This window comes from Bacillus sp. JK74 (genome assembly GCF_053663395.1).
Map to the genome: position 1 here is coordinate 890179 of NZ_JBSJQB010000001.1, position 25690 is coordinate 915868.

Annotated in this window: 26 protein-coding genes and 2 pseudogenes; 3 read left to right on the plus strand and 25 right to left on the minus strand. The window is 43.7% G+C overall.

What is annotated here, in order from left to right:
* Positions 1-5: 5 nt before the first annotated feature.
* Positions 6-184, plus strand: a pseudogene (locus ACWJJ5_RS04440) (hypothetical protein); the annotation flags it as partial.
* A gap of 173 nt (positions 185-357) precedes the next feature.
* On the opposite strand, the gene ACWJJ5_RS04445 reads toward ACWJJ5_RS04440, so the two are convergent.
* The 10 genes and pseudogenes from ACWJJ5_RS04445 to ACWJJ5_RS04490 all read right to left on the minus strand — a co-directional run bounded on the left by ACWJJ5_RS04445 (position 358) and on the right by ACWJJ5_RS04490 (position 7852).
* Positions 358-1353, minus strand: coding sequence for a hypothetical protein (locus ACWJJ5_RS04445; RefSeq protein ID WP_454022230.1), 996 nt, complete (start codon positions 1351-1353; stop codon positions 358-360).
* Between the two features lie 256 nt (positions 1354-1609).
* Positions 1610-2005 (minus strand): annotated as a pseudogene (locus tag ACWJJ5_RS04450) (GIY-YIG nuclease family protein); the annotation flags it as partial.
* A gap of 109 nt (positions 2006-2114) precedes the next feature.
* Positions 2115-2267 carry a hypothetical protein gene (locus ACWJJ5_RS04455; RefSeq protein ID WP_454022248.1) on the minus strand — a complete coding sequence of 51 codons (153 nt, stop codon included), beginning with the start codon at positions 2265-2267 and terminating at the stop codon, positions 2115-2117.
* A complete protein-coding gene (locus ACWJJ5_RS04460) occupies positions 2267-2518 on the minus strand; it encodes a hypothetical protein (protein WP_454022231.1) in 252 nt (83 codons plus the stop codon). Before ACWJJ5_RS04460 ends, ACWJJ5_RS04455 begins: the two co-directional genes overlap by 1 nt.
* Before the next feature lie 110 nt (positions 2519-2628).
* On the minus strand, positions 2629-4266 hold the full coding sequence (locus ACWJJ5_RS04465; RefSeq protein ID WP_454022232.1) for a hypothetical protein: 1638 nt from the start codon (positions 4264-4266) through the stop codon (positions 2629-2631).
* 303 nt (positions 4267-4569) lie between these two features.
* Positions 4570-5049 (minus strand): 23S rRNA (pseudouridine(1915)-N(3))-methyltransferase RlmH, encoded by a 480-nt coding sequence (gene rlmH, locus ACWJJ5_RS04470; RefSeq protein WP_013354196.1) that lies wholly within the window; start codon positions 5047-5049, stop codon positions 4570-4572.
* Between the two features lie 80 nt (positions 5050-5129).
* Positions 5130-5300 (minus strand): CxxH/CxxC protein, encoded by a 171-nt coding sequence (locus ACWJJ5_RS04475; protein WP_004393147.1) that lies wholly within the window; start codon positions 5298-5300, stop codon positions 5130-5132.
* Between the two features lie 153 nt (positions 5301-5453).
* A complete protein-coding gene (locus tag ACWJJ5_RS04480) occupies positions 5454-5624 on the minus strand; it encodes a hypothetical protein (protein ID WP_166460961.1) in 171 nt (56 codons plus the stop codon).
* Between the two features lie 304 nt (positions 5625-5928).
* Positions 5929-7092, minus strand: coding sequence for a hypothetical protein (locus tag ACWJJ5_RS04485; RefSeq protein WP_414094071.1), 1164 nt, complete (start codon positions 7090-7092; stop codon positions 5929-5931).
* Between the two features lie 10 nt (positions 7093-7102).
* Complete coding sequence (locus ACWJJ5_RS04490) at positions 7103-7852, minus strand: YiiX/YebB-like N1pC/P60 family cysteine hydrolase (RefSeq protein WP_014306154.1); 750 nt, start codon at positions 7850-7852, stop codon at positions 7103-7105.
* Positions 7853-8035: 183 nt separating this feature from the next.
* On the opposite strand from ACWJJ5_RS04490, the gene ACWJJ5_RS04495 reads away from it, so the two are divergent.
* Positions 8036-9016, plus strand: coding sequence for an aldo/keto reductase (locus tag ACWJJ5_RS04495; RefSeq protein ID WP_017418510.1), 981 nt, complete (start codon positions 8036-8038; stop codon positions 9014-9016).
* A gap of 29 nt (positions 9017-9045) precedes the next feature.
* Here the strand turns inward: ACWJJ5_RS04495 and ACWJJ5_RS04500 are convergent, their stop codons facing one another.
* The 8 genes from ACWJJ5_RS04500 to ACWJJ5_RS04535 all read right to left on the minus strand — a co-directional run bounded on the left by ACWJJ5_RS04500 (position 9046) and on the right by ACWJJ5_RS04535 (position 15867).
* Positions 9046-9519, minus strand: a complete 474-nt coding sequence (locus ACWJJ5_RS04500) for a GNAT family N-acetyltransferase (RefSeq protein WP_017418509.1) — start codon at positions 9517-9519, stop codon at positions 9046-9048.
* 37 nt (positions 9520-9556) lie between these two features.
* Entirely contained in the window at positions 9557-9691 is a 135-nt protein-coding gene (locus ACWJJ5_RS04505; protein ID WP_007407881.1) for a hypothetical protein, read from the minus strand.
* Positions 9678-10793 carry a response regulator aspartate phosphatase gene (locus ACWJJ5_RS04510; RefSeq protein ID WP_454022233.1) on the minus strand — a complete coding sequence of 372 codons (1116 nt, stop codon included), beginning with the start codon at positions 10791-10793 and terminating at the stop codon, positions 9678-9680. Before ACWJJ5_RS04510 ends, ACWJJ5_RS04505 begins: the two co-directional genes overlap by 14 nt.
* A gap of 131 nt (positions 10794-10924) precedes the next feature.
* Positions 10925-11815 (minus strand): arginase, encoded by an 891-nt coding sequence (gene rocF / locus ACWJJ5_RS04515; RefSeq protein ID WP_058906479.1) that lies wholly within the window; start codon positions 11813-11815, stop codon positions 10925-10927.
* A 73-nt stretch (positions 11816-11888) separates the two neighbouring features.
* On the minus strand, positions 11889-13289 hold the full coding sequence (locus ACWJJ5_RS04520) for an amino acid permease (protein WP_004393132.1): 1401 nt from the start codon (positions 13287-13289) through the stop codon (positions 11889-11891).
* 223 nt (positions 13290-13512) lie between these two features.
* Positions 13513-14718, minus strand: a complete 1206-nt coding sequence (locus tag ACWJJ5_RS04525) for an ornithine--oxo-acid transaminase (protein ID WP_004393130.1) — start codon at positions 14716-14718, stop codon at positions 13513-13515.
* Positions 14719-14947: 229 nt separating this feature from the next.
* Positions 14948-15583: an SdpI family protein gene (locus ACWJJ5_RS04530; protein ID WP_070082647.1), complete on the minus strand. Its 636-nt coding sequence runs from the start codon at positions 15581-15583 to the stop codon at positions 14948-14950.
* Positions 15580-15867 carry an autorepressor SdpR family transcription factor gene (locus ACWJJ5_RS04535; protein ID WP_058906481.1) on the minus strand — a complete coding sequence of 96 codons (288 nt, stop codon included), beginning with the start codon at positions 15865-15867 and terminating at the stop codon, positions 15580-15582. Before ACWJJ5_RS04535 ends, ACWJJ5_RS04530 begins: the two co-directional genes overlap by 4 nt.
* A gap of 173 nt (positions 15868-16040) precedes the next feature.
* Between ACWJJ5_RS04535 and ACWJJ5_RS04540 the strand changes: the two genes are divergently transcribed.
* Positions 16041-17456, plus strand: a complete 1416-nt coding sequence (locus tag ACWJJ5_RS04540) for a sigma-54 interaction domain-containing protein (protein WP_071392516.1) — start codon at positions 16041-16043, stop codon at positions 17454-17456.
* Between the two features lie 45 nt (positions 17457-17501).
* Here the strand turns inward: ACWJJ5_RS04540 and ACWJJ5_RS04545 are convergent, their stop codons facing one another.
* The 7 genes from ACWJJ5_RS04545 to ACWJJ5_RS04575 form a co-directional block, all read right to left on the minus strand.
* The gene (locus tag ACWJJ5_RS04545; protein ID WP_454022234.1) at positions 17502-18221 is read right to left on the minus strand and encodes a cupin-like domain-containing protein; all 720 of its coding nucleotides are present in this window, start codon (positions 18219-18221) and stop codon (positions 17502-17504) included.
* Positions 18222-18234: 13 nt separating this feature from the next.
* Entirely contained in the window at positions 18235-19860 is a 1626-nt protein-coding gene (locus tag ACWJJ5_RS04550; protein WP_070082649.1) for an ABC-F family ATP-binding cassette domain-containing protein, read from the minus strand.
* Positions 19861-19887: 27 nt separating this feature from the next.
* Positions 19888-21078: an MFS transporter gene (locus tag ACWJJ5_RS04555; RefSeq protein WP_014306161.1), complete on the minus strand. Its 1191-nt coding sequence runs from the start codon at positions 21076-21078 to the stop codon at positions 19888-19890.
* A gap of 18 nt (positions 21079-21096) precedes the next feature.
* Entirely contained in the window at positions 21097-22419 is a 1323-nt protein-coding gene (locus ACWJJ5_RS04560; protein ID WP_454022235.1) for an ABC transporter substrate-binding protein, read from the minus strand.
* Entirely contained in the window at positions 22416-23423 is a 1008-nt protein-coding gene (locus tag ACWJJ5_RS04565) for a ThiF family adenylyltransferase (RefSeq protein ID WP_454022236.1), read from the minus strand. Before ACWJJ5_RS04565 ends, ACWJJ5_RS04560 begins: the two co-directional genes overlap by 4 nt.
* 229 nt (positions 23424-23652) lie before the next feature.
* A complete protein-coding gene (locus tag ACWJJ5_RS04570) occupies positions 23653-25071 on the minus strand; it encodes a sensor histidine kinase (RefSeq protein WP_454022237.1) in 1419 nt (472 codons plus the stop codon).
* Complete coding sequence (locus tag ACWJJ5_RS04575) at positions 25068-25280, minus strand: winged helix-turn-helix domain-containing protein (RefSeq protein ID WP_004393115.1); 213 nt, start codon at positions 25278-25280, stop codon at positions 25068-25070. The genes ACWJJ5_RS04570 and ACWJJ5_RS04575 overlap by 4 nt, the downstream gene beginning before the upstream one ends.
* Between the last annotated feature and the right edge of the window lie 410 nt (positions 25281-25690).

Sequence of the window (25690 nt, forward strand, 5' to 3'; positions counted from 1 at the left end):
ATCCTAGTCCATTAAAAGAAAGTGAAGGTAAGATCCGATTAGGCAAACGGAAAAATGATCGTCATCGTCGGCTACACGCTCTTATACAACTCCTACGGCATGCAGCGCCCATAGGACACTTTAACTCCAAGGCTAGTGCCGGAGCACCGGAAACAATGTTTTAACAGTGAAACGACCCGTTGATGATATTCATCTGAATCCTGGAGATTATAACCGTTCTATAAAAAATTACACCACACTGATATCGCTTTAATTACCACTATGTTTTAACTTGATAATGTCATTGCACTATCTACAGCATACTTTACAGATATTTTTTCATTGAATCACCCAAAAAGAAGTTAAAGTGAAAAGTCATTAATCGCTAAATGTTTTCTTAATATTACTTATTTCTTTTTCCACCAATTTAGAAATTATTTCATCAGTAATTATAGGTTTTTGACGATTTGATAGAATCCGTTCATACTCTATATTTATCCTTTTACCTTCCTTTTCTCCAAAACATCTTACGAACAAATTACTATCCGTATTATGTGTATTCATAAAAACTTTCTTTAAGTCTTTATCCATTGTGGCAAAGAGATGTATCGTATCACCTTTATTTTCATTCCAATAAAGAGTACTCCAAAAAGATAAATATGTTAAATCCCAAGCTTGATTAGAACTTTTTCTCAAGATATTTTCTATACTATTAAATTCTTGTATTTTGGGTTGCTTTATTTGCTTTGAGAATAGAAGTGCCGCATAAACTATCGTATAAGCACAAAACAGGATATTCTTATCAATCCACTTTAACAACTCAATCATCTTTTCAGTAACAGTAAGCTCTTTATTCACGTACAGGTAAAAAATATGTAACACTTCTGCTAAATGCATTTGTTGGTGATCACTTTTAAGATCAAATTCATAATCTTTATTGCTTAGAATATTAATTATTGGTACTGAAGTTATTTTCCTTTCAAAAAGGTCTAACCATGTTTTAGTTGGATACTGATTGAACATCCTTAAAAATATATTATTTTCAATACTGGCTTCATTACTATCTTCTCTAGTATTTGCATATTCATTTAAGGCTAATCCACCAGTAAGCGCAATATTATTAAAAAGTGACCAAAATAATAAGCTGCTGACCACTTTTAAAATGTTCATATCTTTAAGAGTCCCAGTCCTACAAAGTTCTATAATTTTTGTCATTATATTTCTATCTATAATTAATAAATATTTTTTACAACTACGATTGGAGAAGTCTGGTATTCCATTCGGTGAAATTAATGGATGCAGAATTAAGTTTTTTTCAATAATGAATTCAGTTAACTCTTTTATTTGCTTTTCATGTATCCGCAGTACTTCCATATTCCCCTCCTGCTTATTGTGATTTTAGAAGAAAATCCCATAGTTTAATACTATAGAACTTTAAATAAATATTCTAATTATAGTAAATTATTATAGAAAATAGTATAGAATTAAATACACAACTTTATTAAAATATCGAGTGAAGGAGGAAATCCTTGTTAACTTAAAACACAGCACTTTAAAATAACTCGGTGGTTTAGGATAATGAGTTAAAAAGTTATCATTCCCTCATTAATAGATGTATAGCTATAGACGTCTAGTTGTAAGGATTAACCGTCATTACAATTTCATCAATAACAGCTTGCAAATCTTCAAGTGTGAAAACAAACCACTCTTTAGGAACTAACATCTTTCCATTGACTCCTAGAATAGAAACGTCCAAAATCTTATAGGCTAACATGATGAATTGCTATTTCAAAATTTGCTTGCGTTTATATTGTAAAACTTGATATGTGGTTACAATTTCTACAGGCGCATAGAGAATAGTCGATTGATTTTCTGCGTTCCTAATCCTATTTTCTACTGAACCCGTTGTAAAACCAATCTTATATTAATGCTTAATAGAACTAATTTGTAGATCTGTACTCAAAGATTTTAGTACGTAGATAAAGCTCGTCGAAACATCATCTACTCTAATATTATCCAATAGTGTTCTTCAGTATCCTTGTTTATTCTAATATTTCTCTGCCTTACATTTCTTTTTAGTCCTAACAAGTGTTGATACTGAAATCTCTGTCAGCTGTTTATACGAAATAATTTTATTAGCAATAAGGTATGATTGATTTGCTACTTTGACAACTTTGGGCTAACTCCCGAAATTCGGGGTTCTGCTTAGCCAAGATTTTTCCTTCTTGAGTTCGTTCTACGATCATATCTCTCCCAAACTTTGCAAACGCTGAGAAAATAGAGAATATTAACCTGCCCCTTCAAGGGGATTTTCACTAATCTCCATATTCAAAACTTGGGCGTTTATATTCTGATCAAATACATTGTTAATGACTAAAAGAGCACCTTGTGTATTTCGAGGAAAGCGATCTAGTTTTGTAACTACTAATATATCCCCTTCAAAAGATTGATTAATTTTTGAAAATTCTGCTCGCGTTTTATTTATACCGATATATTCAGGAAAAATATGATCACTTTTTCGCTTCTCTAACTGTTTCAATTGTACTAAATTAAGTTAAGAAATTTGGCTTTATCCTTGTTCCTTTAAAGCGTTAATTGAGAAATCGTTTATTTTTCTCATATGCTAAGTATCACCCCACAATAATAAATTTAAAATGAATATAAATCTTCTGTTACTAATGTGATCTTATCTGAAATTTTTAACTCCTTAAAATATCCTAAATTAATGAAGGATGCCTCTGTTTTCTGTTGACGTAAACTTTCAACAACTTTATCTAAATTAAGAACAATATCATTAGAGTAAATCTCAAATAACACCAATAAGCCATTTAAAGGAACTAGCATTCGGTTATCAATAAAAAGTTGACTTCTCTTATCTACTGCTATGTAAAGGATATCTGGATTATCACCAATCTCAGCAGGTTCAACTTTATCTTCCAATACTATGCTTAACTTTTCTTTCTCATTATTAATAAATGCTTTATGTTTATTTATCTGGTCAGAATATATTTCATTTAATGACTGGTGAATCTTCTTATAGTTTTCTTCTCCAGCAAATACATAATGGTTATCTTTCCATTTACATTCAATCACAATAAATGTATTTGAATTTTTATCATATAAAGTTACATCAACATCGCTGTTTATTTTAGTCGTATTATTGTAAAATTCATAATAGCATTCTTGTCCGAATATAATGTTTTCAAAACTTTCAACTTTGCTTATAATGGCCTCTACAACGCTATGAGAAATCGTTTTATCACGGTTTCTAAATGTTTCATTCTTATAATAATGTCCATTAACAAGACTATATTGCAAGTCATTTAACATCCATGATGATGGAATAAATAATATTTTATCTTTATGAATGATTATTGGAAATTCTTGCAGACTTCCTTTACCGTTAAATAAGAAATAATTTAAATATTTTTCAACTTTTCCAACCGAAAGGCCCGTATTTTCAGAAACCTTATTAATAAACCACTTTTCATCATAATAAAATAATGTATCAAAGGAGGTTACTTTATTAAGAACTTTTCCAATAGAAAAAGCATATTTTGTAACCAGACTACAATAATAATAAAAACCAATTATTAAATTTAATTCATTTATATTTTTAATAACTGTACTTTTAACATTTCCGCCTAGATGAACCAAATCCACACCTATGCATTTGCAACATAAATCAAGAATTTCTCTATCAATGTCTATTGGTAATCTCTTTATTTTCTGAAATGATTTGGGGTTAAAATAGGCATATTTCTCTACCAATCTGTTAGCAGGCTTCATTTTTATATCTCTTTCTAAATTGAAATTCGAACTATCAAGTCCATAATAGTATATGTATTCCTTTCGAAAACCTCCTTCAATATTAGCAGTAGTAAATGTATATTTATTTGGACCACATTGTTCAAACTGGCTTTTAGCTATAGAATTCATATCCATTATTTCATCACACAACAAAAAATCTTTATATAATGCTAGTATTTTTTTTGAGATATTATTTTTAAAATAAATAAACTCATTCTCTCTATATTCAAGCTCTAAATCTAACTTAATCCCCTTCTCAAATATCTTTCCAATAAACCAACTAATTGCATATCTGTCTATAATAGCATTTTGATGATTAGGGCTGGCCTGCTGAAAACACATTTCAATTGATATAAGTGGATAGTATACTAAAAAACCAATATTATCCTTATACTTAGATATGTAACCTTCTATATATTGATTTATATGGTCCATAATATAGTCTTTTGTATTTTGACGAACTTCATACTCTTCCAATATTGGCCTCCTTTTTAATTGCTTACATAAACTTTTACTAAAATTGAAATTTTACAGTTCTTCAAATTGAGAAAACAAAAGCAATTGCTTTAACTTTTAGTTAAAAACATTATAGTGGGACGTACAAATGGATGTTCACGCCATAGTTAAAAGTTGAACTTCAATTTAATTTAGATATCAACATCTCTAAAACATTACACTTATCAGACATGCTATATCTAAAAACAGAAAAAAGGCATAACGCTACCTTCTATCTCTGCTAGTAGTGGCAAATATCTGCCTTATATCCAAAATTTTCTACCTCTACTTATGATAAGGCTCCCCACGGTTAATCCGAAACGCCCGGTAAATCTGCTCCACTAAAATCAGCCGCATGAGCTGATGAGGAAACGTCATCTTTGAAAATGACAGTTTGTCGTCTGCCCGTTTCATGACGGCGTCGCTTAGGCCGAGTGAGCCGCCGATGACGAAGGTGATTTTGCTTTTTCCATATGTCGCCAGCTTATCTATTGTATCGGCCAGTTCTTCGGATGTTTTCATTTTTCCTTCGATGGCGAGGGCGATGACGTGGGTGTCCGGGCTGATTTTGGCCAGGATGCGTTCGCCTTCTTTGTCTTTGACGATTTTCATGTCTTGGTCGCTCAGGTTTTCCGGAGCTTTTTCGTCCGGGAGTTCGATGATGTCGATTTTTGCGTAGGCTGAGAGTCGTTTTTTGTATTCTTCAATGCCTTGCTTAAGGTATTTTTCTTTTAGTTTTCCGATGGTCACAATATTGATATTCACAGGTCATCCCCACTTTAGAAACAAGTTATTCATATATATTGTCCACAATTGTGGATATCTTTTCTGTATTTTGTGTAGGATCATTCGTTCCCTACTAGATATGTTGCAGTGTCCCCACATAATTCACAGGCTGTGGATAAACTGTTAGTATGTTCGATTTTTCTGATTTCGGGCGGAAGCTCATGATCATCTATGTACATGTCCAGCACGGTTTCGATATGTTCTTCACAAGAATAATAAGCGGTTTTCATTGTTACATCCTCCGGTTTTCTTTTGCGCGCGGCAATTGTTCTCTTTTCAATATAACCTATTTATACACATGTTAGTAGTGCTTCGGGCTGAGTTTTATCCACAATTCGGCAAATCACGCGCAAAAAGAGCCGGTGTTTTCAGCATCCGGCTCTTTACGTGTTTTCTCTTTTTTCTAAGCGAAGGACGAACAGAATTCCTAATAGACACGCCAGCAGCGTACAGCATACATTAATCCAGTCCGGCTTTCCGCCGTTTAGAAAAGAGTTGGTTATCACGGAAACCAGGAGAATGGTTACGGTCACCGCGGCAAGCTTTTTCTTCATCGGCTCCCTCCTTCACCTGACTGTCTTCTGCTTTTACGGTTCAAATTCCTCTATTTCTTTTTCTTGCTATATAGCCTTATCATGAGGGTCACAACGATATATACAATCATAATCAATGCCCCGTTACTCACATCAGGGTATCCAATCAACATATTCATTATGACAAAAACAATGGTTATACAAATGACGGACAACAATAAGAAGATACTGAATGATTTCAAATGAACACCTTCTTTCCCGCAGTAACGTTTCATTATAAAAAGCTTACCAAAAGCGGCAAGCTCTTCCCAAATGTTCATACTCTTTAAAACCCACCCATCACCTGCACATCATACAGCTTGAGATGGCTTTTCGGCGTGACGATGTTTTTTAAGTTTGGGATGGTCAGGTCGTTCAGTTTTTTGCCCGTTTTCAGGTCGAAGGATTCGATTTTGGCGGGCTTTTTGTAGCTGTACGTGAACAGATACAGCTCTCCGTTTTGATGGGTCAGTTCTTTGAAGTCGGCCTTCATTCCTGATGCGGGGAGGGTGAAGGCCTTTTTGCTTTTTCCGGTCTCAGGGTTGATGCAGTAGACGGTTCCGAAGCCGTCAACGAAATAGAAGCTGCGATGCTCCATGAAAAAGCTTTTTTTGAAGCTGAACGGCATGGAGTCATAGATCGTCTGTTCGTCATTTTTATAAGCGGCGATGTCATACGTTTTGATGGCGCCGCTGTTTTTCATGACTTTCACCATTTGATAGATGTGATCGGCTTTTTCTCCTCTGGTAACAAAGCAGACGGCGCTGTCGTCCGCGGCGAGCTGGGATTCGACAGACGTGCCTTCTTTATACGTCCACGTCGCGATTGATGTTGTATGGAGCTTTTCTTTATCGGCCTGAATGTCTTGGACGTGATAGCCTTTTTCGTCATCTGTCGGCGTGAGCGCGAAAAGATGATCTTTATAAAAGCCTGAAGCGCGGATATAGTGCGGGATGACGTCTTGCTTCCACTTGCCGTCTATCTGGCGGTACAGCTCTGAACGGTAGCTGCCGCCGCTCTTGTCGTAGCCCGAATTATACAGCGTGTAAAAGCCTTTCGCCCGTTCGATATATCCCGCGCTGTCTCCCGTATGCTGGTACGCTCTTTTATACGTGTGAAGGCCGTCCTGAACGGTGTAGATTCCTTTTTTGTCCTCCAGCAGCACGCTGCCGTCATGCACTTTGGCCGATCCGAGCTCAAGCCCCTTCATTTGATAAGAAGAAAGCCGCCCTTTTTCATCGGCGAAGAGGGCGTAGCTTTTTCCGCCGCCGAACGTGTCTTGGTCAGCCGCAGTGGAGAAATACAGCAGCGCCTCTTTATCTTTCAGAAAATCAGGGTCATTTAATGTGTCTCTCGCAACCTCCGCAGGATCTTCCGTGGGGAAATAGAAGAAGCATAAGACCGCTGCGGCGGCGATGATCACTAAGGGTATCCAGATGATTTTTTTCACGTTGTTCTCCCTAGTGAATGGTCAGGATCGTGGTTGTGTAGGACGAGCTTGTGATGTCGCGCGGGTATACGCCTAAGCCGCCGTTAGAGTCGATATCAATCCCCGCTTTTAAAAGGAATGCCGACCACAGCAGTTTTGAGCAGTTTTTGGCGCCTTCATGGCCCGTATTTCTGTTATTGACGAAGTTGAAGGAGTACTCATCACCCACTCTTGATACAGCCCAGTCAGCGGCGGCTTGTTTTTGGGCATCGGTAACTTTCACGGTCTGGACGATTGAATTGTCTTCGACTTCTCTGCCGTTATAAGCAATCTGGCGGACGCCGTCTCCCGGCACGGATTCGACAATTTTATCAGCGGATGAATACATGCCGACATGCCCGTGGTTGTAATAAGCCGTGTATGAGTTCGTGTAATAAATATTGCCTTTTGTGCTTTTCGGGAGTTTTTTGGTTCCTGACGATCCGCCCATCGCAGAGAGTCCGTCTTTGGAAGCGATTACATTTCCTTGCACCTTATCTGCCGTGATTTCTTGATGAAACTGCTTGAGAATTGCTTCTGTTGAAACATGCTTCTGTTTGGCAAGCTCTTTGGCGGATTGGAGAACGTCTTCAGGAGTCGTGCCCTGCTGAAGGTCTGCGATTTCTTTTGCGTAGCGTGGTATTTCTGTTTCTTTCGCTTTTACATTCAAACCGGAGAACGACAGAACCATGGTGAATGACAGGGCAAACGGGAGGACGGCTTTGAACAGCTTTTTACACATCATGACTTCGCCTCTTTTCTTTGAGTATAATTTTTCCACATTTGTATTATATGACGGAATTGCGATAAAAAAATATACAATTTACAGATTTTTAAAAATTTTATAACAATACGTAAAAATTATGCATAAAACATTTTCAAATATCAGGAAATCCGGTTATCATACAAGAAAGGGGGAGGACATATGAAGGACAGAACGATCGGTTCGATGCGGGTTTCCGCAATGGGGTTAGGGTGCATGGGCATGTCGGAATACTATGGCAGCCAGAGTGAGGAAGAGTCGATTTCCACACTGCATCATGCCGTTCATCTCGGCGTGAATTTGTTTGATACGGCTGATCAATATGGATTGGGTGCGAATGAAGAACTTGTCGGCAGAGCGCTTGCCCCATTCAGAAAGGAGCTGTGCCTCGCGACGAAATTCGGTTATGTCCGAAGCGAAAAGGGTGAATTTATCGAAATTAACGGACGGCCCGATTATGTGAAAAAAGCGTGTGACGCCAGTCTGAAACGCCTTGGGACGGATTATATCGACCTTTATTATCTGCACCGGGTTGATCCGCGGGTGCCGATTGAAGAAACTGTCGGCGCCATGAAGGAGCTGATTGACGAAGGAAAAGTGAGGTATATCGGATTGTCAGAGGCTTCCGCAGAAACGATCAGGCGCGCCGTCCGCATTCACCCGATTGCCGCGCTTCAATCGGAATATTCTTTATGGAGCAGGGAAGCGGAGGAGCATGTGCTGCCCGCCTGCCGTGAGCTCGGCATCTCATTTGTGCCTTACAGTCCGCTCGGCAGAGGTTTTCTTTCCGGAAAGATGACGTCGACAGATCAGCTGGATGCCGATGATTACAGAAGAAGAACGCCGAGATTCCAGGGAGACAATTTGGCGGTGAATATAGGGCTCGTCCAAAAACTTACCGCCATTGCCCGGGAAATGAATATCACCGCGCCTCAGCTTGCGCTCGCATGGGTTCTCGCAAACGGCGATGACCTCATTCCGATTCCGGGTACAAAAAAGAAACACTACTTGGAAGAGAACCTCGCCGCTCTCGACATTGTGCTTCCGGAGGATGTGAAGGCCCGGTTGGATGAGATGTTTCCGATCGGAACGGCGGCCGGCGAGCGTTATCCGGAACAAATGATGACATTGTTAGATGAATAACAAAAGAGGCCCATCGTGCGGGCCTCTTTTCATGACAGCTTTTTGCTCATGATGACATCCGTCTCCAGAAATCCCGTCTTCTCATACAGCTTCCGCGCCGTTTCGTTATGAGCGAACACATGGAGAGAAATCTTGCGGACACCCAGGTCTTTGGCTTTGTCCTCCAGCCTTGCGAGCGCCTCTTTTGCATAGCCTTTGCCGCGGAAAGGCGGATGAAGGCCGAAATCATAAATAAATGCGTCCTGCTGCGGGTTGTCCGGATCGGCGTGCAGCCACAGCCAGCCGGCATTTTCCTTTCCGTCCAATGTCAGCGTCCATAAATAGTGATCGGCCGTCTCCAAGCCGTCAGGAAGCAGGTCTTCAAACGCCAGTTCCGCTAATTCCGGCGCTTCGTCAGGCAGCCACGTTCCCGCTTTTACCTTTTCTTCAGCGTAATGCTTGGTTGAATGAGCGAGATAGGACTGAAATTCTTGTCCTGTCATCGGCTGCAGCGTGATAGCCATTGAATCACTCCTTACACGAAAGCGATATCATGCAGTATTATCCGAAGGCTCCGTTTTCCGCCGGTTTTATGATTTGTTCGGCTTGTGCCGTTGAACCAGTTTGCGCAAATAATCCAATCGAAATGAGACTTGCCAAGGCTGCTGAGAGTACAATGAATTTACATGTTTTCATTACGAATCCCCTCCGTTAATCTCAAAATTTGGTCATTGGCATCAATTGATTCCTGAAAATACTTCGCCGCCGGTTTGTATTTCTCCTGTTTTTTAAAATGCGCCGCGGCCTGATACGACAAATCGGAAACGTCACTCCACAGCTCTTTCCTTCTTAACTCGGCGAAAGCTGATTCAAGCGCTTCTTCATTGTGGTCAATAAAGACATGCTGTAAGATGCGCAGCTTTTGGGTGTATACGGGTTCGTTTTTTTCTTCAGCGGCATTCAGCGCTTTATGCAGCCAAAACCGGCCCTCATCCGTCTTTTCCTGCTTCAATAACACTCTGGCCAGCATGTACAGACTCCGTACCGAATACGCTGATCGCAAATGCTCCTTTTGATCAAGAGCCGTTTCAAACTCGACCCGCGCCTCTTCCAGTTTTTCCTGTCTTTCATAGCAAATGCCTGCGTTAAAGTGGGCGAGCGCTTCAATATGCGGATCGCCCGCTTTGGCGGCTTGATGAACCGCTGTCTGCAGGAGCTCTTCGGCTTTCTGATAGTGAAACAAGTCCATTCTGTTACAGCCGATCACCATTAAACACTGTGCTTCTCTGACCGCGTACATTTCATTGGCTTTGTAGATCTCCAACGCTTTTTCCGTGTGGTTCATCGCAAAGTAGTTTTGGCGGATTTCATAGTAGGCAATCGCCACTTGATAATTAAACTCGGCTCTTTCAATCTCATTCGGTATGTGCCGGAGCCTGCTTTCAGCAATCCGGTAAAAATTAATGGCGTTCATAAACCGTTTACGGTAAAACTCGTGCATTCCGGAAAAAAAATAATAATAGTATTGAATCATCTGGTCTGTTTTTTCTTTATCGGCGTTCAGCTGGATCGTTTTTAAAATGCCGTCTGTTTTCTCATACTCTTCCATTAAAAGCTTATAGCGGGAATCAATTAAATTAAAATAAAGGAGCACCGTTTGATTTTGTGTCATATTTTGCAGATCCGTAAGCAGTTGTTCTCTTAACGCCTCAGCCGATTCGGTGTTGTGCTTTTTGATTTCCTCATACCAGTCACTGATTTTTTTCGCAACTGTTTCGTGGGCCATCACTTCAGCCATCTGTCAGGACACCTCCCTTTCCCATTTTGTGTAATAAATATATCATATTTACAGGTCCGAAAAGAGGGTGGCAGCCCGCTAGTTTCCTCGTGGCAACAAAAAAAACCTCCGCAGGTGCGGAGGCGCATATTTTATAATAGTTTTTTTCCCAACAAAGATTCTACCAGCTCGACCGCTGTTTTGCCGGTTTTGTTTTTGTGATCGAGGATCGGGTTGACTTCGACAAATTCAGCTGAAGTGATGATGTCGGCATCATACAGCATTTCCATTGCCAAATGGCTTTCACGGTAGCTGATGCCGCCGACGACAGGCGTGCCTACGCCGGGTGCGTCGCTCGGATCAAGGCCGTCTAGATCAAGGCTGAGGTGAACGCCGTCACAGTCTGACAGGTAGTCAATGGTTTCTTCAATGACCTTTGTCATGCCGAGGCGGTCAATCTCATGCATCGTATAGACTTTCATGCCTGTTTCCTTAATGTATTCACGCTCGCCTTCATCAAGCGATCTCGCGCCGATGATGACGACGTTCTCCGGCTTGATTTTCGGGGCATACCCGCCCAGATTCACTAGCGTGTCGTGCCCGACGCCGAGGCTGACGGCCAGCGGCATTCCGTGAATATTGCCTGACGGCGATGTTTCCAGGGTGTTTAAGTCGCCGTGCGCGTCGTACCAGATGACGCCGAGCTGTTTATAGTGCTTTGCCGTTCCTGTCAGCGTTCCGATCGCGATGCTGTGATCGCCGCCCAAGACGAGAGGGAACCGCTCATTCTTAATGACGCTGTCCACCTTTTGGGCGAGCTGCTCGTTCCCCGAGAGCACAGAGTTCAAATTTTTCAGCTCTTCATCATGTTTGAGTTTTTCACGATTGACGGGGATGTCGCCTAAGTCTTCCACCGCATACCCCATGTCAGATAACCGTTCAATGAGATGCGCGTAGCGGATGGCGCTCGGGCCCATGTCCACTCCGCGTCGTGCTTGTCCTAAATCCATCGGCATTCCAATAACTGAGATATTCTTGTTCATCCGTTTTTCCACCTCAACATGTTGTATGTTGTCCTGTGCGGGTTTCTCAAAGATGACTTGGACACGAAAAGATTTAAAGCTCTATCTGTTTTTCTGACTGCTTATGCTTTTTTACATACAGATGATAGACGATAACGCACACCGCCATGAACGGGATGCCGCAATAAAGGGCGAGCCGCTGTTCTGAATCAAATGCGAGACTGATCAGAACGACCGTATTTAACGTCAGCCCGATAATAGGCAGCACCGGGTACAGCGGTGTTTTAAACTTCAGGTCTTCCACTTTGCCGCCTTCGCGGATGTATTTCCGTCTGAACATCAGCTGTGACAGGGAAATCGTGATCCAGCCGACCTGCGCGCTTAGTCCGGCTAATGATAAGAGAAACATATAAACGGTTTCCGGCGCTGCCACTTTAGACAGCAGGGACAGGCAGGCGACGGCCAGCGTCACGATCAGAGCGTTCATCGGCACGCCGCGTTTAGTTGTTTTGCCGAGTGATTTAAAGGCTTGTCCTTCGTTCGCCATGGCATATAGGATACGCGTCGATGCAAACAGGCCTGAGTTGGCCACTGAGAGCAGCGCAATTAAGATAACAAAGTTCATAATATCGGCCGCATATGGAATACCGATTTGTTCAAACACCACGACAAACGGGCTTTCGACCACTCCCGCCTGCTTCCACGGAATCATGCCGGCAATGACGATGATGGAAAGAACGAAAAAGACAAGCGTTCTCCATACCGTCTGCCGGATAGAGCGCGGAATTGTTTTCTCAGGATTTTCACTTTCTCCCGCGGCAACCCCGATCAGCTCCGTTCCCTGGAACGCGAAGTTTACGGTAATCATCGTAATAAGCATAGCCTTTATGCCGTTCGGAAACAATCCATCCTCATAAAAATGAGAGAAGAAAGGAGCCTGCTCGCCGTGTTTCATGTCGATCAGGCCGAACATGGCCGCACCGCCCAAAATAATAAACAGCAGAATGACTAAAATTTTAATGCCGGAAAACCAAAATTCCGACTCAGCGAACGCTTTTGTGGTAATCGCGTTCAAAAGAAACATCAGTCCGACAAACACGAGGCACCACACCCATACGGGAACATGCGGAAACCAGCGGAGCATCAATTGTCCCGCAGATAAAAACTCAATGGCGCATGTCACCGCCCAGCCGAGCCAGTACAGCCAGCCGAATGCGAAACCGAAAGCGGGGCTGATGAATTTGGTTGCGTACGTCTGAAACGACCCTGATACGGGAAGGGCAACCGCAAGCTCGCCTAAGCAGAGCATTGTCAAAAACATAATAAAACCGCCGACCAGATAAGACAGAACCGCGCCCAGCGGTCCCGCCTGGTTAATTGTAAATCCGGTACTCAGGAAAAACCCGGTGCCGATCACTCCGCCTAATGAAATCATAAACAAATGGCGCGATTTCATTGTGCGCTGAAGCTGATTCTCTTTTTGATTTGTATTCACTATTCTGCACCCCTTCAGCAACTTGTATTGGAACCAAGCCGGTGCTTTGAAACCGATTTGCTGTCCAAAGAGCCTCTATTTGTATATGAATGTTATATGAAATTCATTTTCGTACATAAAGATACATTATACTAAAATACTGTCTCCGCGCAAATAGAGTGTGCTGAATTTTTTATTTGTAAATTCCATACAAGCCGAGGGAAAGCATTGCCGCATCAAGGTTTTACGCGTTTTGAAGCACGTTTGTGATCTTTTGGATCGCCCAGTCCAAGTCTTCCTTGGAAATCATTAACGGCGGTGCAAAACGGATCACGGTATCATGTGTTTCTTTGCATAAAAGCCCTTCGCCTTTCAGCTTTTCACAGTACGGGCGGGCCGCTTCTGTCAGTTCAACACCGATAAACAGGCCGCGTCCGCGCACGTCTTTTATGATCGGGTTATCAATTTTCTCAAGCTCTTCTTTAAAATAACGGCCAAGCTGAAGGGAACGCTCTGCCAGCCCTTCTTCCTCAAGGACTTCAAGAGATGCGAGCGATACCGCGCAAGCGAGCGGGTTTCCGCCGAATGTCGAGCCGTGGGAACCCGGGTTAAACACGCCGAGAATGTCACGGTTCGCCGCGATGCACGAAATCGGGAAGACACCCCCGCCGAGCGCTTTGCCTAAGATGAACATATCCGGTACGATATTTTCCCAGTCAACCGCGAATGTTTTCCCTGTGCGGCCGAGTCCCGTCTGAATTTCATCAGCGATCAGAAGCACATTTTCTTCCTTACAAATAGCGGCCGCCTCTTGTAAAAATCCTTCCGGCGGAATGACGATGCCCGCTTCTCCCTGAATCGGTTCGAATAAGAAAGCGGCTGTGTTCGGCGTGATCGCCCGGCGCAGCGCTTCCGCGTCTCCGTATGGAATTAATTTTATACCCGGAAGCATAGGTCCGAAACCGCGTTTATACTCATCTTCTGAAGAAAGGGATACCGCAAGCATCGTTCTGCCGTGGAAGTTGCCGATACACGCAATGATTTCCGCCTGGTTATCGGCTACTCCTTTGACCTCATATGCCCAGCGTCTCGCCGCTTTGACAGCGGATTCAACGGCTTCCGCTCCCGTATTCATCGGCAGAATCATATCTTTTCCGGTCAGCTTGGCTGTTTTCTCATAAAACGGGCCGAGCTGATCGTTATGGAACGCGCGTGACGTCAGAGTGATTTTATCCGCCTGATCCTTCAGCGCCTGAATGATCTTAGGATGTCTGTGCCCCTGGTTCACCGCAGAATAAGCACTCAGCATATCCATATATTGATTGCCTTCAGGGTCTTTTACCCAAACACCCTGCGCTTCGGAAATAACAATCGGCAGAGGATGATAATTGTTCGCGCCGTAATGTGAAGTTTGGCTGATAATTTCTTGAGATTTTGTGAAAGCTGACATAATCTGATTCCCCCTTGTTTTGTAATCATTCAACATTAGATCTTGCTTTCCCTTTTTATAAAGCAAGTTCCGTGCCAATCCGAAAAAACGGGATGTTTCGCCAGCATTCTTTCTTTTCCTGCAAAATATTCCGGCAGTTTGCGTGCAAACTTCAGCCAAGCGCAAAATTTTTTTGCGTTTCCCGCTGACAAAATAGGAGCAATCCGATTAGATTGCTCCTGTTCAACAATTATTTATTTAATTGTCTCTGATATACAATGTAAGAATATAGTAAAGATAATATGATACAGCCGATTGCCGCAATGAAAATGACTGACACTCTATATACCGGCGGCAAAAAGGCTGCAAGCATCATGAGTATGCCCGCTAAGACAAAAATTTTCGAACTAACCCTGTGTGTATCCTTCCAAACTCTTTCACTGCTCAGCGTCCAAGGTGTTCTTATCCCTAAAAAGAAATTAGGCTTCACGATCTGAATGAAGTTTCCAAACACCATGAAAATGACTCCCACTATAAAGTTTCCTAAATAAGATATAGGGAGATCATATCCCAGGCCGGTCAAGATGGTCATCAGATTAATGACAAACAGAACCGCAAACATTGTATTAAATATAGCCATATATGGCCGGATAAATGTTTTGTAGTTATTTTTAGGATCAATCTTAGGGATGATAACCATTAAAATATATACAATAATCATGATGCCAATAAGCATCATCATCGCATCAGCTTTCGTTTGGTAATCATTTGCACTTCCGTTTAATCCCCAGTGTGTCGCCAAATTGTCCGGTAAAGATGAATAAGTGCAAACCCATGTGAAAACAGTTAAAACAATGATTCCTGCCGAAAAGAGATATTTTTTCATGATTCCCCGCCTTTCTTATTATCATGTTCTGAATCAGTCAGAGAAAAGAACCAGCCTATAAGATCCTGTAATACAGTGGTATTTAATGAATACATAATAAATTGGCCCTTCCTCTCATCGTGAACCAGATCAGTATTTTTCAATATGGTAAGGTGATGAGAAATACTGGGTTTTGACATGTCGAAGTGTTTCGCAATTTCACCAGCTGTCATGTCTTGTTTCTTTAATAAATCCAAAATTCTTCTCCTTGTAGGATCGGCCAGTGCTTTAAAAGCTTTATTCAAAAACTTTCCCCCTCTCATACGTACATGATTTAGATATTTAAGTATATATCTAAATATCAATCATTTCCCTAAAAAAGTCAATGGTTTTATTACCTCAATTTCCATTTATTTTTAAACATCGCCAAGCGCAAAATTTTTTTGCGTTTCCTGTTCGATTTATTTTAAAATAATGAATGTTAAGACGATTGAGAGGGGGAATTGACCTGCACACAACCAGCGAATTTTACACACTCGTGTTACAAAGCATTCTGGAAGAGATTGATGTCGGGCTGCATGTGGTGGATGAGAAGGGCAGCACCGTCATTTACAATAAGAAAATGATGCAGATTGAAGATATGGATGAACGGGACGTCCTGCATAAAAATCTGACTGATGTATTTATGTTTTCCAATCAGCAGGACAGCACGCTCGTTCAGGCCCTTCAAGAAGGCAAAACGATTAAAAATGTAAAGCAGAGCTATTTCAATAACAAAGGCCAGGAAATCACGACGATCAACCACACCTTCCCGATTGTGCAAAACGGCGAGATCAAGGGCGCCGTGGAAATCGCCAAGGACGTCACCAAGCTCGAACGGCTGATCAGGGAGAACATGCACAGGAAAGAACAGAACAGCTACACGTTTGACAGCATTCTCGGCAACAGCCCGGTCATTCGGGAAGTCATAGAAAACGCGAAACGGGCAACCCGTACGTCATCGTCCGTGCTTTTGGCCGGCGAGACGGGAACAGGCAAGGAACTGTTCGCCCAAAGCATTCACAACGGCAGCCAGCGCTCAGGGGCCCCGTTCATCTCACAAAACTGCGCCGCCCTGCCGGACAGTCTGGTCGAAAGTATTTTATTCGGCACGAAAAAAGGCGCCTTTACCGGAGCCATCGACCAGCCCGGTTTATTTGAGCAGGCGCAGGGAGGCACCCTGCTCCTCGATGAGATCAACTCTCTCAATCTCAGCCTGCAGGCAAAACTGCTCCGCGCCCTTCAGGAAAAGAAAATCAGGCGCATCGGATCAGCTCAGGACAAACCGATTGACGTCCGTATCATCGCCACGATGAATGAAGACCCGATCACTGCCATTTCAGAAGAGCGGCTGCGCAAAGATTTATACTACCGCTTAAGCGTTGTCACGCTGATCATTCCCCCGCTCCGGGAGCGCAAGGAAGACATTCTGCCTCTGGCCGAAGTGTTTATTCAGAAAAACAACCACCTGTTCCAAATGCATGTCGATTCGATCAGTGACGATGTGCAGCAATTTTTCCTGGAGTATGACTGGCCGGGCAACATCCGCGAGCTTGAACATATGATTGAAGGCGCCATGAACTTTATGACGGATGAAACGACGATTACGGCGGCCCACCTGCCTTACCAATACCGGATGAAAATCAAACCCGCTGACACGGAGAGCAAAGCAGCCGCAAGCACCCAGCCCGGCACCGATTTAAAAGACAAAATGGAAAACTTCGAAAAATACATGATCGAAAAAACCCTGAGAAAACACGGCAATAACATATCCAAAACGGCAAACGAGCTCGGAATCAGCAGACAGAGCCTGCAATACCGCCTGAAAAAATTCGGTCTGGACCGGATGAAATGAATCCATACAAAAAAAGGCTGAGATGCTTCTCAGCCTTTCGTCAGGTTATATCTGATTGGCAAGCCGCTCTCCGGTAAACCAAAAGTTCTCACTCACTGCCAATGTATGTTCCGTATTCTCGACTTGATGCCACCAATGGCGCGGCGCGTAAATGATTTCTCCCGCCTTTTGTCTGAAGCGGATCGGAGACGCCTTTTGCGCCAGCGGTTTTTGCTCTATGTCTTTTTCATCAAAGACATTGATATTTCCTTCGTACAAATACGGAGAGTCGTCCGGATGATAGAAAATCCATTCCTTCTCTCCGAAAATGACGCCGTTCCACGCGTGCGTGCTGTTAAAATCCTGATGCAGCGGCGTGCCTGTCTGCTTAGAACCGAGAAAGAACCATTTCCAGTCCCGTCCCGTTTCTTCATCCGCTCTCAATGTGTCTTTTGTAAAATACTCGGGTGCGGAATAGACAAGGTCTAAGTCATTTTGGTTCAGCTGCGTAAAATTCCAGTCACAGTACCATTTGTCATCATTCTGATCAATGTACTCGATATAGTTGGAAAGCTTTACTTGTTTAAACGTTTTGACCCCTTCGATATCTGATTTCCGGATGGTGACCATTCTGTCTCCATAGTGTTCGTCAATGTATTCAAGCGTCCACGGCCTGCATTCCCAGTAATCCATTGCCCCCGTCAAAATAAAAGGTTTCTTATCAGCATACTCGCTTACAAAAAGATCGTACGATAACTCATTGATTGTCAGTCTGTCAATGGTCATATCCATTCCCCTTTTATTCGGCAATCTGCCGTTTTTTTTGTTTGGCGTAACTGTATGGACCTGAAAAGATGGTGACGTTTTGATTCTCAAGCCAGAAAATCTTGTTGAACTTCTCCAGCAGGTTTCTGTCGTGAGAAACGCAGATGATGGTGCCTTGAAACTGCATCAGGCTGTTTTCGAGAATTTCCTGAGATTCAATGTCCAAGTGGTTGGTCGGCTCATCCAGGATCAAAACATTCAGCTTTTTTTCCATTAAGATGGACAGCTTCAGCCTGATTCTCTCACCGCCCGACAGGACGGAAAGTTTTTTAAAGACCGACGACCCGTAAAATCCGTACTTGGCCAGCATATTCCGGGCCATGCCCTCTTCAGTCAGCAGATTTTCTTTAAAGAATTGCAGAATCGTCTGACTCGAATCTCCGACTTGGCTCTTTTGATCAATGTAGCCTATCTTAAGATTTTCCCCCACTTTAATGGTGCCGTCCGACAGTTCTCTTTCCCCGATGATACAGCGGATCAGCGTTGTTTTGCCGACGCCGTTTCTGCCGACGACGCCGATTCTGTCTTTATGCTTTATTCGCAGATTCACATTTTGATATAAAAGGGAAGATCCGTTGGCCACCTTTCCGTTTTCAATGAACACAATATCTTTTGAACCGGCGCCCGCTTCCTGAAATGCGTTTTTTAATTTTTGCTCCGTCCGGACCGGCTTATTGATCAGCTCGATCCTTTTCAGCGCCTTTTCCATATTATTCGCGCGTCTGTGCAGGCTGACAGACGGCGGATTCGAGCGGTTGGCCCAATCTCTCAGCTGGGCGATGGATTCCTTCATCTTCTGTATTTTTCTCTGCTGTTCTTCATATTTCTCAAACTGGGCGATGATGAATTCTTCCCGCTTTTTCAGGTATTCGCTGAAACCGTAAGGCCAAATCTTCACCTCGGTATCGTCAATCTCGAGCACCTTCATCGCCGTCTGGTCGGCAAACGTTTTATCGTGGGTCGTAAACAGAATGGTTTTGTTCGATTTTTTTATAAACCCTTCAAGCCACTCAATCGCATGGACATCCAAATGGTTGGTCGGCTCGTCCAGCAGTATAATGTCGTCGTTGCGGATTAAAATTTCGGCAAGGCCGGCTTTTGTTTTTTCGCCGCCGCTCAGCTTTGAAAACGGCTGATCCTTTAATTCACTAAGGCTGAGCCCATTGCATACCTCGTCAATCATCGCGTGCATCTGGTAGCCGTTGTTCCGCTCAAATGTTTCCGTGTATTGACTGTACTTTTCCAATAAAGCAGTCAGCTCGTCATCACTCATCGGTTCCGAAAGCTTCAGCTCAATGGCCTTCATTTCCTTCTGGATCGCCGCGAGAGCTTCAAACGATTTTTCCAGATATTGATACAACGTCAGATCCTCATGGGGATCAGCGATCTGCTTCAGCAAACCGACCTTCGCCCCTTTGTTGATCGCAATCGTTCCTTCATCCGCCTCAAGCTCTCCTGAAAGCACCCTGAACAGCGTGCTTTTGCCGGAACCGTTCGGCCCGGCCACAAGCACTTTTTCGCCTTCATTAATGAAGAAAGAAACTTGTTTGAAAATGGTATCTCCCGCTAAATTTACCGTAAGATTATGAATATTCAGCAATTCACATCATCCCTTTGTCATTCTGGTTCAAAGCTCGACTTTATTCTGGATGGCGACGCTCGCTTTCAGTTTGTAAAAGCTGAGCATCATAAACAGCGACAATAAGATGGATAATACCCCGATTGCGGTCAGCAGCAAAGCTGAATCAAAATAGTCCGTTAAGAATCCGATAAACGGAAAGGCAATGAACATGAAGAGCGAGGTCATCAAACTGATAATGGACAGCAGCGTGGCTCTCGTTCTGGACGGAATCTCATTATTCACCACCTGACTGGATACGGGTTCTATCACATCATAGAGCGCGTTGATGACGACAAAAGCTGCAATCGTCACGTACAGGCTGCCCGAAGGTATAAACAGATAGGCCGCCCCGATGATGCAGAATGTCAGCAGAAGCACGCGCCTCGGCGTGAATTTTTCCGCCGGCTTTGAAGAAAAGATGGAGCACAGCGCCTGCAAGATGGACAGTCCCGCAAAAATAATGGATATATTGCGCACGGACAGCCCTTCCTGACTTAACAAATCTTGTCCGTACATATAAAAAACCGATGTAATCGCAAAGAAAACAGACAGTGACAGCACCAAATATTTAAAGGCTTTGTTCAGTCTGAAGAAATCTTTGACTTCTTTTAAGATGTCCCCGACCGTCTGCGTTTCGTGTTCACTGTTTTCAAATTTGATTTCCGTCAGCTGTGTAATGACCGCCATCGCAATCAGCTGAGTCACAATCCCGGCGATAAACACATACGACCATGATATTTCCTGCAAGTAGCCGCCGATGCCCATGGCGATCGCAAGACCGAGTATGACAAGTCCGTTATAATTTCCGATGGATTTGCCGTACCACTTTTCTTTCCCTTGTTCTTTCAGTGAATCAAACAAAAAGGCGTGATCCGTTCCTGATATAAACGTCAGCCCGATACCGTATATAATATGGGCGATGAAGAGGGCGATGAAGTTATGGAAGCTCAGGAACATCACCAAATAGACAATGACCATAAAATGGCCGAGCAAGAGCGATTTTTTTCTCCCGATTCTGTCCGAGATGACGCCGCTCGGCACTTCCGCCAGAAACATCGCCAAATTCAGGACCGATTGCAGGATGCCCACTAGAAACAATGAATAATTCATGCTTGTTAAATATAAAATCCAAATTCCCCGTTCGAAAAAGAAGTTTCCGAAAAAACCGGAGAAGTAAAGCAAATTTCGATTCCGCAAATGAATACCCCTTTCCAGCTATCTGCATTTAACATCATGAACAGAAAGGAGCCCGTCAGTCTTTACACTAAAACCCTCTATACATGGATCTTGCAGATACAGACTTTTCCCAAAACAAATTGGGCAATAATGAGTTGTATTCTCGAATAACCCAAAAAGTTCCTTCTTTTTTTCAGATCCTATGGCATCAATGATCGTTTTTTTCTTCCCCGGATCGCTGATGTCGCGGATGAAATATTTGATATAGCTCAGCTCATGCATGTAAGCCGGCAGGAACAAATGGAGCTCAATATCAAACCCGCTTTTATCCATATGGTAATAATCATTGAAATGACTGACGCGGGAGACGGATACGTCCGCTCCGGCCCGCCGAAACAATTCAGCCAGCCTTTCAATGATCTCTCCGTTGGGATAATAATCGGCATAAACGATTCGGATCGGCTCTCCTTTTGTCAAAAGGGGCGGATCTTTCTGCGGTGTCCGCCCGCTTTCCCATATACCGATCAGTGAATCAGTCGGTGTGATGATATGCCCCAAATCCCCGGCCAGCTTTTGTTTATCAAAATAATGCTGAATGAAAGTTCTCAGCATGCCGTCCTTTACCTTGAAGGTAAATAACATCGGCAAATGATTTTCTTTAAAATCAGCATACTGCCGATACCTCATGTTGGAATGATAAAACTGGGTGTGGCAGGTCACGTCCGTTTGATTCGCTTCGTACAGCCCGATGCTTTTTTCCAGATCATCATTCAAAATAAATTGGATGATCTGAACGGTGCGGTCATCCGCGGGCGTCATTTTATATTGCGGATTCCGCTCAAATTCCAGCCCCTTCTCAAACGTACGCTTGAATCGGTACGGGCCGTTTTCCGGCACATCGCCCCCGGCGGTTCCCGGAATCAGAAAGCTGCTCTGCAAAACGGCTTCTATTTCATCAGACGGCTCGTCCAAGGTGACTTCAAATCGTTTTTCACCCGTTACGTTCACCCCGAGCTGATCGGAAGAGACGAGGCCTTTTACATACGGAACGGCCTGTTTTATGTTCAGGAAACTGCCGAGATGGGGACTTTGGTTTTCTTTCGTCAGATGATAGATGATCGTTTGAACCACACCCTCGGCGTCACCTAAATAGTCCGGGTGAATGTCCACCTGACAGGTGCGGGGATCTTTGCGGATGATTCGGCAGTTATAGCCGTCCTGCAGGCTTTCATACATAATGCTGCAAATCATCTTGCTTGTGTAATCCTGCGTATCTAATGGGTTCAAGCGTATCGGGCTTGTGTCGATTTCTATTTTCAGAGGGTCGCCCGGTTTTCTCGCCGTACGATGCATCGTCTTCATAAAGCGCTTTCCTTTTGAGATAGCTTCGTTTCTGTAATATGAAGGCCGTCAAAGTCCAAGCCGATGCGGGTATTCAGGGATTTCGGGCTTCCGCCTGCAAGGTATGTGATAATGTCATGAGACATAAACGAGGATATAATACCGTTTGTCGCTCCTAAAGAACCTTTGATCGGTTCATCGGGGTAACAGTTCAGAAGTCCGGCCGGCATGCTTTTTTCATAGGTGACGCCGGATTGATAGGATTCAGGCGTGAGCAGAGGCCCCCATTGGCCGCTGAAGCTGCCGACACCCCCGGTCATAAACGCGATATTCCGCTGCTTACAATACTGATAAACCCATTCAGAAATGTTATGGGGTTTGTCAGCGGCATTTATGACGATATCAATTTCGTACGGATCTAACACACGCAGGTCCTGCGGCTGTGTCATTTCCTGATGGTAAAGTGCTGCGTCCGCATGGGGATTGATACCCGCAATATAATCTCTGCATTCTGAGATCTTTAATTTGCCTACAGAAGATTTATTATAGACGAATTGTCTGTTCAGGTTATGTACTGATACGGCATCGAAATCAATGAGAATAAAATGCTGGATGCCCGCCGCCAAAAGGTTTTGAAGAATGATCGTTCCGACGCCCCCCAGACCCACGATCGCTGCCCTGCTGCCGTCTAACCTGTTTTGGATCAGATTGGGGTTTTGGTTGTATTTCTCAAAATGGTACAGCTGCTTTTCAGTGATGCAGCCTTCACGGCCGTTTTGCCATGGCTCTATTAAAGCATCCAATTTCATTAACGCATCGAAAAACCGGTTTCCCGCTTCCTCTCCCAGAAGATCAGAAAGCTCTTGTTTTTCACAGCCGGTGATCAGCCGTTCAACCGCCTCTTTGATCTCACTCGTATGCGCAAGCTTAATCGCCTTTCGATATTGAATGATAATATGCCCCGTGTAGGTCAGCACCTGCACGCTGTCTTTAAACTTCCAGCGCTTACAGTCCGTTGACATCATGACATACCCCCTGAAAGATAATAACTCCCCAATGAGGGGAGTCACGGCTTTACTAGCAACGCTGCACCAAGCTTGCTGTTTCTGTATCAAGATCAAGTTCTTCAATCTTCATCAGTACACACCCCCTTTACCAATAACTAGATATTATCATCAATATTGGAAAAGGACAAGTTATTTTTTGAAAATTTAGAATTTATATAAATTGTGATATTTCTTCCGGCATCCCGGTTTATCCCGGCAGCCGGATGATGAACACGGAGCCTTTTCCCTGCTCACTTTTCACTTCAATTGTTCCGTTATGGCTGTCGATAATGGTTTTTGTAATGGCAAGACCCAGCCCCGTGCCGCCGGATTGACGGGATCGGGAGGTTTCCGCCCTGTAAAACCGGTCAAACACATGAGGCACATGCTCCGGAGCGATTCCCGTTCCGTTATCCGCAATCATAAGCATGATTCCTCCGTCTTTCTGCAGGGAGACGGTGATGACACCCGTGTCTTCATCCGTATGCTGCACCGCATTGTAAAAGAGATTGAGAATGGCCTGCTTCATTTTGTCTTTGTCAAAAACAGCGTCTATCTTTTGATCAACAAAGAACTCGAGTTTCCGGTTTCTCGCAAGCAGCTTCAGCTCAGCCTCCATTTCCAAAATGACGTCTCCCAATGCCCCTTTTTTCATTTCAAAGCTCGGCTCCCGGTCAATCTTCGCGAGAAACAAAAGATCCTCTATCAGCTTATTCGCCCTGACGGATTCCGCGTACATGCTTTGAAGCGCTTTTTCTTTCTGTTCCGGCTTTTCCGCCGCTCCGCGCATTAAAATTTCGATAAAGCCGTGAATGGAGGTAAGCGGCGTTCTCAGCTCATGTGATGCGTCTGATACAAACCGCCGGATGCGCTCCTTCGCTTCTTTTTCCGCCTGAAACGCGGTTTCAATCCGTTCCAGCATCTGATTGATGGAGATGCCCAATGACTCAATTTCGGCCTGCTTCCTATCAATCGGCAGCCGTTTATCGAGACTGCCGGCATGAATGTCACCCATCATATGCACAATGCGGGACAGCGGCTTGAGTGTGAGCCGGATCACCGGCAAAAAAACAAACAGTCCGATGACCAAAGCCGCAAAGGAAAGCACCGCGAAAATGCTGATCTGGCGGAACAGCGAATCATTCAGAGGCTGGGTCAGCGTGCTCATCTGCACAACTCCCGCCTGCCTTCCGTCAACGGAAATCGCCTTAAACACGACGATGATTTCCTCACCCGCCTTATTGTGAGCCACCTGGTAGTGAAGCGCCATTGTATTTGTCAGCGCATCCCGATACACGTTTTTCGGAAAAGAAGGAGCGGCCCCCGCGTGCGGGTCTTCTGATAAAACTGACATCTTGTATGATTGATTGATAAAAGCAACCGTCACCCCGGGGTAAATCACCTTCGGATGAGCCGGTGTTTCGGAACGGGCAAGGGTTTTGATTGACCTCCATACGCTTTGATCCATTGAATTGATATCACTCTGAATGCTGATCGCCTGATTTTCATACATCGTCCGTTTCATCAACATGTACTGTGTGCCGCCGATGAAACATAACAGCAAGGTCAACATCGCCAGTGACCTGAACAGGAGCTGGAACCGCAGGGTTCTGTAAAGCCGTTTCATGCCAGATCCACCCTGTACCCGGCGCCCCGAACCGTGCGAATCACCTTGTGCTCTTTGTCCTTCAGCTTTTCGCGCAAAGAACGGATGTATGCCTCGACGATATTGTCTTCCCCGAGGACCGTTCCGTGATGAAGCCCCATCGTTAAAGAATCAATGAGTGCAGACTCGCCGTCTGCACTCAGCAGCTTGATGCCTTTCAACTTATTCATGATGCAGTCTCTCCTTAGATGTATCAGCCTGTGTTTATTTTTTTCGCTTCCCCTTCTATTATTCGCTTTTATCAGAAACAAAACGGAAGCTAAGCTGAATTGGTGAAAGTAAACGCTGAAAACGGAGCCATCTGCAAATCATAATCAATAAGCTGCCGCTTCAATTCAGCACCAGTCTGTTTCAATTACAAAGTTCTAAGGTCATGTCTGCCCTTTTCTAAACATACCCATTTTCAACTGAACGTGTTGAGACCCGCGTTCAGTTCTTTTTTATAGCTTCGAAAAAAGGCATAAAAAAAGCGCCCCCGAAAAAGGACGTTTGATATGACGTGTTTCATTTTCTTAAATTCTGCATTCTAAAATAATTCTTCCTTCACATTCACCCTCGATTTCACTCAATACGATGATCA

Excerpts from the sequence above, each read along its gene's own strand:
- ACWJJ5_RS04445 (WP_454022230.1), bottom strand. The coding sequence starts at position 1,353 with ATGGAAGTACTGCGGATACATGAAAAGCAAATAAAAGAGTTAACTGAA.
- ACWJJ5_RS04475 (WP_004393147.1), bottom strand. The coding sequence starts at position 5,300 with ATGAAAACCGCTTATTATTCTTGTGAAGAACATATCGAAACCGTGCTG.
- ACWJJ5_RS04480 (WP_166460961.1), bottom strand. The coding sequence starts at position 5,624 with ATGAAGAAAAAGCTTGCCGCGGTGACCGTAACCATTCTCCTGGTTTCC.
- ACWJJ5_RS04490 (WP_014306154.1), bottom strand. The coding sequence starts at position 7,852 with ATGTGTAAAAAGCTGTTCAAAGCCGTCCTCCCGTTTGCCCTGTCATTC.
- ACWJJ5_RS04495 (WP_017418510.1), top strand. The coding sequence starts at position 8,036 with ATGAAGGACAGAACGATCGGTTCGATGCGGGTTTCCGCAATGGGGTTA.
- ACWJJ5_RS04500 (WP_017418509.1), bottom strand. The coding sequence starts at position 9,519 with ATGGCTATCACGCTGCAGCCGATGACAGGACAAGAATTTCAGTCCTAT.
- ACWJJ5_RS04505 (WP_007407881.1), bottom strand. The coding sequence starts at position 9,691 with ATGAAAACATGTAAATTCATTGTACTCTCAGCAGCCTTGGCAAGTCTC.
- ACWJJ5_RS04510 (WP_454022233.1), bottom strand. The coding sequence starts at position 10,793 with ATGGCTGAAGTGATGGCCCACGAAACAGTTGCGAAAAAAATCAGTGAC.
- rocF (WP_058906479.1), bottom strand. The coding sequence starts at position 11,815 with ATGAACAAGAATATCTCAGTTATTGGAATGCCGATGGATTTAGGACAA.
- ACWJJ5_RS04525 (WP_004393130.1), bottom strand. The coding sequence starts at position 14,718 with ATGTCAGCTTTCACAAAATCTCAAGAAATTATCAGCCAAACTTCACAT.
- ACWJJ5_RS04530 (WP_070082647.1), bottom strand. The coding sequence starts at position 15,583 with ATGAAAAAATATCTCTTTTCGGCAGGAATCATTGTTTTAACTGTTTTC.
- ACWJJ5_RS04540 (WP_071392516.1), top strand. The coding sequence starts at position 16,041 with ATGTTAAGACGATTGAGAGGGGGAATTGACCTGCACACAACCAGCGAA.
- ACWJJ5_RS04545 (WP_454022234.1), bottom strand. The coding sequence starts at position 18,221 with ATGACCATTGACAGACTGACAATCAATGAGTTATCGTACGATCTTTTT.
- ACWJJ5_RS04560 (WP_454022235.1), bottom strand. The coding sequence starts at position 22,419 with ATGAAGACGATGCATCGTACGGCGAGAAAACCGGGCGACCCTCTGAAA.
- ACWJJ5_RS04565 (WP_454022236.1), bottom strand. The coding sequence starts at position 23,423 with ATGATGTCAACGGACTGTAAGCGCTGGAAGTTTAAAGACAGCGTGCAG.
- ACWJJ5_RS04570 (WP_454022237.1), bottom strand. The coding sequence starts at position 25,071 with ATGAAACGGCTTTACAGAACCCTGCGGTTCCAGCTCCTGTTCAGGTCA.
- ACWJJ5_RS04575 (WP_004393115.1), bottom strand. The coding sequence starts at position 25,280 with ATGAATAAGTTGAAAGGCATCAAGCTGCTGAGTGCAGACGGCGAGTCT.